Source organism: Lachnoclostridium phocaeense (assembly GCF_959599685.1).
Lineage (GTDB): Bacteria > Bacillota > Clostridia > Lachnospirales > Lachnospiraceae > Claveliimonas > Claveliimonas monacensis.
This window is the reverse complement of sequence record NZ_CAUGIN010000007.1, coordinates 105,784-114,282: the sequence shown is the minus strand read 5'-3', so window position 1 is coordinate 114,282 and position 8,499 is coordinate 105,784. Positions and strand designations below refer to the sequence as shown.

The following is an 8,499-nucleotide window of genomic DNA, read 5'->3' as shown; positions in this document are numbered from 1 at the left end:
GGCAACTACGCCCCTTGTGGACTTTCACCACAGACTGACGGCATGCCCGTCATACGGCAAAAAGACAGCGGATCGTACTCTTCCGCTGTCTTTTTTGTATCTAAAATCCCATCTGCTCACTTTCCGGTCCGCTGCTCCAGGACAAGCCTGTACATCCTGGAAATATTTTTCGCGTAGGCTGTCAGAAAGTAGGACAGCTCATGCCCTTCCAGCTGCTCCCTCATCGTTTTTTCCGCTCCAGCAGACAGAGAGGAATGCCGATCTTAAAGAGGAGAGAGGCGAACAGCAGCAGCGCTGTACATGCAGATGCAGCCATCTTGCCGCCCCTGGTCTTTCCGATCTGATTTCTCAGCTGTATGACCCTGTCCTCCAGCGTCTCTTTCCTCTTGCCAGCTGTCTCCAGGACAACTTTGACAAGGGCAAAAAGCTGGACTGCCAAAAAGACCCCCGCCAGGGTATCTCTGACCCTGCTCCCTGTTCCCTTTATGACCGCCCATCCACTGGCTGCCACAGAGATGCAGGTGGCAACGTGATGCAGGCATACAACAGCTTGTACTTTTCTCTCCATTTTCATGATCCAACATCCTCCTGTGATCATATATATGCGCCTGTTTTATCTTTTATGACACGATCTCCCATTTTTTCAAAAGTTCTTCCAGTATCTGCGCCGCATCCTCCACACATGCCATACAGCAGGGAAGGGGCTGGGGGCCATCCTCTGTCTTCAAGTCACGGCAGTACAGAGAACCCCTCTTCTCTTTGAAGAGCTCTGCAGCCTCCTGAAATTTAGCGTATGTATCCAGCTTTGTGCGGGTTGGATCCTCCATATCCCCGGCACTGTTTGCCAGGCTGATGATGAGGAACATGCCCATGACAGCCCCGCATGTGTCTTTCAGTCCGCCTATACCGGACCCGAAACCCTCTGTCAGGCGGAACATGTCCTCCCTGCTCACCCCGTACTTTTCACAGACCGTGCAGGCAACGGACTGACAGCAGTTATAGATCTTGTTAAAATTTTCTGCTGCCTTCTCTCTAAGCCTCAGTTCCTCCACTTTGCTCCTCTCCTTCCTCTTCCGTTTTTGCCGTCTCCCGTGGATGCAGGAACTGAGCCGCATCCTTTACAAAGAAAAGCCTGTTCCCATATTTTTCCACAAAGGTAAAGGCTGCCCGGGCAGCGGCTTCATTTCCGCAGTCCTGCTCCAGCACCGCCTGCTGCCAGGCTCTTCCCACCTTGGTCCACAGATCCGCGCCGCCTTTGTCAGACAGATGGAGCCACTCCTGATAAAACCGCCAGGCGGATTCATAGTCCTTGTTGGCTCTCGCCCGCTTCAGATTGTTCACCGCACAGAGGATCTGCATATTTTTTGCGTCCTGTTTGCTGCTGATCCTACGCTGAAACTCGTTTTCCAGCTCTCTTACCTTGTCGCCCATGCCAAAGCGAAAGTACAGACTGCTTTTGAGCATATAGTAATTCAGCCGGTTGGTCTTTTTAAATGACCCCGGATCTGTGTGCATGATGGTATCCATCGCCTGCTGAAAATTCCCCTGGTAATACTGGGCTATGGCAAGGTTCAGCTGCTTCAGATTTTCGTTCCCCATAAAGCCTATATGGTAGACGCAGGCCTCAAAAAGGTAGGGGTCGCATTCTTTCTGCAGCGCCCCGTAGATCCAGGAAATTCCTGTCTTTGCCACCAGCGCCAGAATGCCCAGAACGGCAAAATGCACGACGATGACGCAGATCTGCATCATCCCTCTCCCGTATGCCCGCATCCAGGCCTGCATAGGGAACACGCCAAAGATCATATAAAGAAGGTGGATAACAACCAGCGCGTAAGCCGCCCAGCCCAGACACTGCCTGATGCGGCAGCGGCGCACCCGCCTGTCAACCTCCCTCTGGTCAACTCCCGCCATTTCTTCTACTGTCATACGTTCGTGCCTCCTTTTGCCGCCTGCTCCAGATCCCGGAGCCACACATCCGCACAGGCATCACTTGGCATCCGCCAGTCGCCTCTTGGCGAGAGTGCCACCGTACCCACTTTGGGGCCGTCCGGAAGGCAGGATCTCTTGAACTGCTGGCTAAAAAACCTCCGGCAGAAGGTTTGCAGCCATTTATAGATAGTCTCTTCGTCATACTCGCCCGCAAAAGCCTCCCTGGCGATCCGGTAGATCTTGGAAGGCTCGTAGCCGAAGCGGAGGAAATAATACAGATAGAAGTCGTGGAGCTCGTAGGGTCCCACCAGATCCTCCGTCTTCTGGGCGATCTGGCCGTCCTTCGGCGGAAGGAGCTCCGGGCTCACCGGTGTGTCCAGCACATCGTAGAGCACGTCTTTCATCTCCCGGTCCTTTTCTGTGTCCGCACAGTACTGCACCAGATGGCGCACAAGCGTCTTGGGCACGGAGGCGTTGACCCCGTACATGGACATGTGATCCCCGTTGTAGGTGGCCCACCCGAGAGCCAGCTCCGACATGTCCCCTGTACCGACCACAAGTCCTCCTGTCTGGTTGGAAATATCCATAAGCACCTGGGTCCTCTCCCTGGCCTGGGAATTCTCGTAGGTGACACTGTGATCCTCTATGTCGTGTCCGATGTCCCTGAAATGGCTTTCAACGGAGTCAGCGATCCGCACTTCCCGCAGCTGCGCCCCCAGCTTCAGGGCCATCTGGCAGGCATTGTTGTAAGTCCGGTCTGTGGTTCCAAAGCAGGGCATAGTGACAGCGATGATCTGGCTTCTGTCCATTCCCAGCATGTCAAAGGCCCTGGCTGTCACCAGGATCGCAAGCGTGGAGTCCAGCCCGCCGGAAATCCCCACCACTGCACTCCTTGCGTGGGTGTGGGCCAGCCTCTTCTTCAGGCCCATGGCCTGGATGGTCAGGATCTCCTCGCATCTTCTGTCCCTCTCCTCCTTTGCGTCCGGCACAAATGGCCTGGAGGGGAACTTCCTTGTAAGCTTAGTCTCTGTCAGCTCCAGCCGGAAGGGAACCCTGGCAAGATGGCGCTCCCGGGCCGCCTTAAACGTAGTGTTCTTCCTGCGCTCACTGATCAGCCGCTTCACATCGATCTGGGCGTAGGCCACGCCATTTTTAAACCGCTCTCCCTCCGCCAGGGTGGTGCCGTTCTCAGAGATGATATTGTGTCCTCCGAAGACCAGGTCCGTGGTGGACTCTCCCTCCCCGGCATTGGCGTAGATATAGGCCGCCATAAGACGGGCCGACTGCCCCTCGATAAGACTCTTTCTGTACGCCGCCTTGCCGATGGTTTCGTCGCTGGCAGAGCAGTTGACAATGACCGTGGCCCCCTCTCTGGCTGCCTGGATGCTGGGAGGCACGGGAGACCAGACATCTTCGCAGATCTCCGCCGACACGATCAGGTCCGGCATGACATCTGCCTCAAAAAGGATCCGAGGACCGAACAGGACCTTCTCCCCCTCAAAACAGATGCAGCGCACCTCCTCGGGGCCTTCCCGGAACTGACGCATCTCGTAGAACTCCCCGTAATTCGGCAGGAACGTCTTTGTGGTAAATCCCAGGATCTTTCCCCTGTTCAGAGCCGCCGCCACATTGTAGAGCTCTCCCTCTACCGCCAGGGGCATTCCCACGAAAATGAGCGCATCCTTTTCTTCTGTGGCCGCCGCCACCTGGCAGATCGCCTTTCTGGCCTGCGCAAGGAGCACGTCCTGGGTAAAGAGATCTCCGCAAGTGTAACCGGTGAGGGCAAGCTCAGGAAACACCACGATCTTAGCCCCCTCCGACGCCGTCTCGTCGATCAGACGGCAGATCTGTTCTTGATTGTAAGCCACATCCGCCACCCGGATATCCGGTGTGGCTGCCGCTACTTTTACAAAACCGTGTCTCAAGGTCTACACTCCTCTCTATTTTTTGCTTCTTTTCAGTATGTTCTTCAGCTCATCCACCGAGTAGCTGTAGGCTGTGTTGCAGAAATGACATTTCACTTCAATGTCCTTTCCCTCGTCGATCATTTCCCTGATATCTTTGGCACCGATGCTGGCCACAGCACGCTCCACCCTCTCTTTAGAGCAGTTGCAGTAAAAACGGGCCGGCATAGTGTCTGTGATCTCCAGATCCAGTCCCTCTGTGAGATCCTCGAGGAGACGCTGGGGCGTGTACCCCTCCTCCAGGAGTCTGGTCACGGACGTGATCTTTCCCACATTCTCCTCCAGGCGGCTGATCACCTTCTCCTCGGCAAAAGGCATGAGCTGCACGATAAAACCACCCGCGCACTTCACAGTATTGTCTTTCTCCATGAGCACGCCCAGCCCCACAGAGGAGGGCACCTGCTCTGAATTTGCAAAATAGTAGGTCAGATCCTCCGCGATCTCGCTGGTCACGAGGATAGTCTGACCTGAGTAGGGCTCTTTGAGCCCCATGTCTTTGATGACCGTGAGAAGGCCAATGCCCACGGCTCCTCCCACATCCAGCTTCCCGTTCTTGGGAGGCAGGATCACGTCCGGGTTCTGCACGTATCCTTTCACATCTCCGCGGCTGTCTGCTGTCACCGTGATCCCCCCTAAGGGACCGTCCCCATTGATCTGAAGGGTCAGCACGTCCGTGTCATTTTTCATCATGCTTCCCATCATGGCGCCCGCTGTCAGAAGGCGCCCCAGGGCCGCCGTGGCCACCGGGCTTGTGCCATGGCGGCTTCTCGCCTCCTCCACCAGCTCTCTTGTGGTGGCCGCAAAAGCCCTGATCTGTCCTCCCGCGGCAGTTGCCCTTACAATATAGTCTTTCTCCTGTGTCATCTATCTTTGATCCTTTCTCTTCTCATCTTTTTTGACTCATGTATCATTTTAATATTTTTTCCCATACTTGACAAGGGAGCGCGGATCATTTTCCGCACTCCCTTGCTATGATGGTTATCCTCTCGCTCTCCGGGCCGGCTTCCCTGTCTGTGTAAGCCTCCCGCGCCGACTGGAAGACCAGCCCGCTCCTGTCCAGCAGTTCCTTTATCTCCTCCAGGGTGTAGGCCCTCTGGAAATGCTGCTCTTTGTACTTCCGATAAAGGCCGTCCTCCTCCTGTATAAACAGGGTCAGCTCGTAGGAGTTGATCCTCTCCTCCTCATCGTAATAGTTGTCCCAGATAAAGCTGCAGTCATCCCTGTCCTCGGCAATGGTCTGCTCTCCAAGGGTCTCCCTGTACTTGTACTCTGTGTTAAAGTCAAAGAGAAAGATGCCTCCCGGATCCAGATAATTATTCACAAGCCGGAACACCTCCAGCAGTTCTTCCGGCTCCGTAATGTAGTTGACACAGTCGCAGGCGCTCACTGCCGCCCTGACAGTGCCGTAGAGCTCGAACTCGCGCATATCCTGCAGCAGGTATAGGATATCGTGTCCGCTCTTTTCCTTTTTCTCAAAGGCCGCCTCCAGCATCTCCGGCGAGCTGTCCACGCCGATCATGTCATACCCGGCACCTGCCAGCTCCTCGGTCATGCTCCCTGTCCCGCATCCCAGATCCAGGACAAGGCCGTCTTCTATGCCCTGCTGCCGCAGCGTTTTCTCTATGTACCCGGCCCACTCCCGGTAGGGCACATTGTCCATAAACGTGTCATAGACTTCCGCAAAAGTCCCGTATGCTTCCCCCACTTATTTCATCCTCTCCACTCTCTGCTGGATCGTCCTGTTAAAATTCTCGATCTTTCTGGCGTAGGGCTCAGACATATATTTAGAATTGAGCATGAAATCTGCCGTGGCAAGATTGTTGGCAATGGGGATGTCGTAGACCACGGCGATGCGCAGCAGCGCCTTTACATCCGGGTCGTGGGGCTGTGCCTCCAGAGGATCCCACAGAAAGATCATAAAATCGATCTGCCCCTCCACGATCTTGGCCCCAATCTGCTGGTCGCCTCCCAGGGGGCCGCTGCAGAATCCTTTCACCGGCAGTCCGGTCTTCTCTGCGATGAGTTTTGCCGTGGTCCCTGTCCCGCAGAGAAAATGGCCTTTCAGTATCTCTTTATTCCTGTCGCACCAGTCCACCAGCTCCTGCTTCTTCCCGTCGTGTGCTACCAGCGCGATGTGTTTTGTCTTTCCGATCTCAAGAGTGACAAATTCTTCCTCCAACATTTTGTGGCCCTCCTTGCATGTTGTCCTTATTTTTCCTAATCCCACTGCTCCATGCACTCAAATCTTGGAACGGTAAGAGCAGCGATCAGCACTGTAATTATCATACTATAAATCGGCACGATTAAAAAGAGTAAATTTGTATTTATCAAGTAGGCCGCCGGGATGCTGACGAGGGCGCCGATCCCCAGGATACCGCCCTGGACTGCCAGGAGAAAGAACTGTTTTCCCGTTGTTCCCAGGGTGTCCCCCAAAAGGCTGTCCCCCAGCACCTTGATGTAGAGCCTGTTGGCCTGAAGTACGACATAAGACAGGATGATGCCGGCGATCTGGTACGGGGCCAGTCCCCAGGCCAGGCCTGTGGGAACCACAAAGAGTACGGCATCGATAAGGGCTTTGAGGTGCTCCAGGCAGGTGGCATACCACAGCTTCTTCGCAGCCGGCTCAGGGATCAGGTAAATGTAGGGAAGCTCCAGCTCTTTCCCCCATTTCCCCATGTATCCGGTGCCCACAAATACCATGTAGACCGCCACGCCCATGAGCACCAGCTCCGGCGGCAGGTCTTCCTGGGGCCGTCCCACAAAGAAGATGCAGACCACCGCTCCGATGAGGGCGGCCAGCGTAAAGCCTGTGAAGATGAAGAAACGCTCCTTTTTGTACTCCAGAAGCTGTCGGCTGAAGATGGCTCTGGCACCGCTCCCCCAGCCTGAGATGGATGCCTTCTTCAGTTTCTTTTTCCCAAAGCCTAAGCTGCTCTCACCCTTTTGGTTCCTCTTTCTGAGCTCCGCGTAGTCGTCCGCGAATTTGGCTGCATCCTCGTAGTAGGCTCCCGTGCAGCGGATCTTCCAGGCCACAAGAAACATCCCCGTACAGGCCAGAAGGAAGAGCACCGTTCCGATGACATTCCACAGGTCCGGGCCGGTCACAAGAAGGCTAACTGCAGCCACTTCCCATCCGGCCACCGGCAGAAGACGGATCACAGGGGAGCGGAAGAAGGAAAGGACCGCTGCACCGCTCAGACCCTGAGTCATAAAATGCCAGGCAATGACTCCCAGCACTGTCCCGATCAGAACGTAGATTAAAAGGCGCAGAGAGCGGATCACTTTTTTAAACCGTTCTTCTCCTGAATAGAGAAAGACCATCAGGCTTGTCTCAAATACTGTCTCAAACACAAAACAGAAGACAAAAAGCAGGACGCCTCTTAAAGGCTCCACATGAAAGACTGTCACCGCCGCTATGGAGAAGAGAAGGTCTGCCACAAAGGACAGGGTGTAATTCAGCACTGCCCCGTGGAGCAGAACCAGCTTGGAGCTGATAGGCGCAGTGAAGATAAAGTGCGCGTGGCTGGGCCGAAAGAGTACTCCCTTCAGCTTTGCATAGGACAAAAAATTGCTGCAGAAGATAAAGTAGAGCCACACTGTCATAACATAGACGATCCCCTCCTTGTAGGCAATACCCCCAGCCGCCGCCAGAGAGGCAAAGGCGGCCAGGATCCCCACCACATAGAAGATGCCCAGCGCTATATAGAGGTAAGTTACCGGCTTTCTCACAGCCTTCCTTGCCCGGTTGATAAAGCTTCTCTTCGTCATATACAAAAGCGCTCTCATCTCTTCTCACCACCTGTCACTTCAAAGAACAGATCATCCAGATCTCTGTTCCCCACATCTTCCTTCCGGAAAGAGGCCTTCACATGGCCTTTTTCCATGACAAACATGATATCCCAAAGGTCCTCCACCATCTCCAGCATGTGGGTGCTGATAAGGACGGTCACCCCCTGGCTCTTAAGCTCCAGGATGACCTCCTTCAGCTCCCGGATCGCCTGGGGATCCAGACCTACCATGGGCTCGTCAAAGAGGATGACCTGCGGTTTCACCGCCAGAGCGCAGAGGATGCTGACTTTCTGCATCATTCCCTTTGACAGCTCATTTCCCAGCTTGTCTGCCTTGTCCGTCATCTCAAACCGCTCCATAAGACGCTCCACTTCCTGGTCTGTGATCCTGCTTTTGTAGGCCATCCGGATATATTCGATATGTTCCCGCACAGACAGCGCCTCGAACATGGAGGGGATCTCCGGCACGTAGCCAAAGATCCGCTTTGCCTCCAGCTCTCTGGAGGGAATGCCCTGCACCCGGATCATCCCCTCGTAGCGCAGAAGACCTGCTATGCTCTTGATAATGGTGGATTTTCCCGCTCCGTTGGGCCCCAGAAGGATCCCCACGCTCCCGTCCGGCACAAAAAAGCTGACCTGGTCCACCGCCAGATTTTTTCCATACATTTTTCTAAGTCCCTGTACCTCTAACATCTTCTTCTCCTCTTTATTCCCAGGCTCTAGTCTTGGTTCTTCTGCCTGTATACTCTTGTTTTGTATTAGTATTATAGTACAATTATACATGCAGAAGGCGGATCTGTCAATATGCGGCGCACGCA

The 8,499-nt window shown here is 54.5% G+C and carries 9 protein-coding genes; all 9 read right to left on the bottom strand.

Annotated elements, in window-relative coordinates:
• Window positions 1-220: 220 nt before the first annotated feature.
• The 9 genes from Q5911_RS05035 to Q5911_RS04995 all read right to left on the bottom strand — a co-directional run bounded on the left by Q5911_RS05035 (window position 221) and on the right by Q5911_RS04995 (window position 8,374).
• Window positions 221-574 carry a hypothetical protein gene (locus tag Q5911_RS05035; protein ID WP_303181435.1) on the bottom strand — a complete coding sequence of 118 codons (354 nt, stop codon included), beginning with the start codon at window positions 572-574 and terminating at the stop codon, window positions 221-223.
• A 46-nt stretch (window positions 575-620) separates the two neighbouring features.
• Window positions 621-1,052 (bottom strand): C-GCAxxG-C-C family protein, encoded by a 432-nt coding sequence (locus Q5911_RS05030; RefSeq protein ID WP_226394148.1) that lies wholly within the window; start codon window positions 1,050-1,052, stop codon window positions 621-623.
• Window positions 1,033-1,926 (bottom strand): hypothetical protein, encoded by an 894-nt coding sequence (locus Q5911_RS05025; RefSeq protein WP_303181434.1) that lies wholly within the window; start codon window positions 1,924-1,926, stop codon window positions 1,033-1,035. The genes Q5911_RS05030 and Q5911_RS05025 overlap by 20 nt, the downstream gene beginning before the upstream one ends.
• A complete protein-coding gene (locus Q5911_RS05020) occupies window positions 1,923-3,854 on the bottom strand; it encodes an NAD(+) synthase (RefSeq protein ID WP_303181432.1) in 1,932 nt (643 codons plus the stop codon). Before Q5911_RS05020 ends, Q5911_RS05025 begins: the two co-directional genes overlap by 4 nt.
• A 15-nt stretch (window positions 3,855-3,869) precedes the next feature.
• Window positions 3,870-4,757 carry an Hsp33 family molecular chaperone HslO gene (gene hslO / locus Q5911_RS05015; RefSeq protein ID WP_076777263.1) on the bottom strand — a complete coding sequence of 296 codons (888 nt, stop codon included), beginning with the start codon at window positions 4,755-4,757 and terminating at the stop codon, window positions 3,870-3,872.
• An 85-nt stretch (window positions 4,758-4,842) separates the two neighbouring features.
• Window positions 4,843-5,553, bottom strand: coding sequence for a class I SAM-dependent DNA methyltransferase (locus Q5911_RS05010; protein WP_442913475.1), 711 nt, complete (start codon window positions 5,551-5,553; stop codon window positions 4,843-4,845).
• Between the two features lie 45 nt (window positions 5,554-5,598).
• The gene (locus tag Q5911_RS05005) at window positions 5,599-6,075 is read right to left on the bottom strand and encodes a methylglyoxal synthase (RefSeq protein ID WP_076777262.1); all 477 of its coding nucleotides are present in this window, start codon (window positions 6,073-6,075) and stop codon (window positions 5,599-5,601) included.
• Between the two features lie 35 nt (window positions 6,076-6,110).
• Entirely contained in the window at window positions 6,111-7,679 is a 1,569-nt protein-coding gene (locus Q5911_RS05000) for a putative ABC exporter domain-containing protein (protein ID WP_303181428.1), read from the bottom strand.
• Window positions 7,676-8,374, bottom strand: a complete 699-nt coding sequence (locus Q5911_RS04995; protein ID WP_226394151.1) for an ABC transporter ATP-binding protein — start codon at window positions 8,372-8,374, stop codon at window positions 7,676-7,678. The genes Q5911_RS05000 and Q5911_RS04995 overlap by 4 nt, the downstream gene beginning before the upstream one ends.
• Window positions 8,375-8,499 lie beyond the last annotated feature (125 nt).

Coding starts and splice junctions, on each gene's coding strand:
- hslO (WP_076777263.1), bottom strand. CDS start 4,757: ATGACACAGGAGAAAGACTATATTGTAAGGGCAACTGCCGCGGGAGGA.
- Q5911_RS04995 (WP_226394151.1), bottom strand. CDS start 8,374: ATGTTAGAGGTACAGGGACTTAGAAAAATGTATGGAAAAAATCTGGCG.
- Q5911_RS05005 (WP_076777262.1), bottom strand. CDS start 6,075: ATGTTGGAGGAAGAATTTGTCACTCTTGAGATCGGAAAGACAAAACAC.
- Q5911_RS05025 (WP_303181434.1), bottom strand. CDS start 1,926: ATGACAGTAGAAGAAATGGCGGGAGTTGACCAGAGGGAGGTTGACAGG.
- Q5911_RS05000 (WP_303181428.1), bottom strand. CDS start 7,679: ATGAGAGCGCTTTTGTATATGACGAAGAGAAGCTTTATCAACCGGGCA.
- Q5911_RS05010 (WP_442913475.1), bottom strand. CDS start 5,553: ATGGACAATGTGCCCTACCGGGAGTGGGCCGGGTACATAGAGAAAACG.
- Q5911_RS05035 (WP_303181435.1), bottom strand. CDS start 574: ATGAAAATGGAGAGAAAAGTACAAGCTGTTGTATGCCTGCATCACGTT.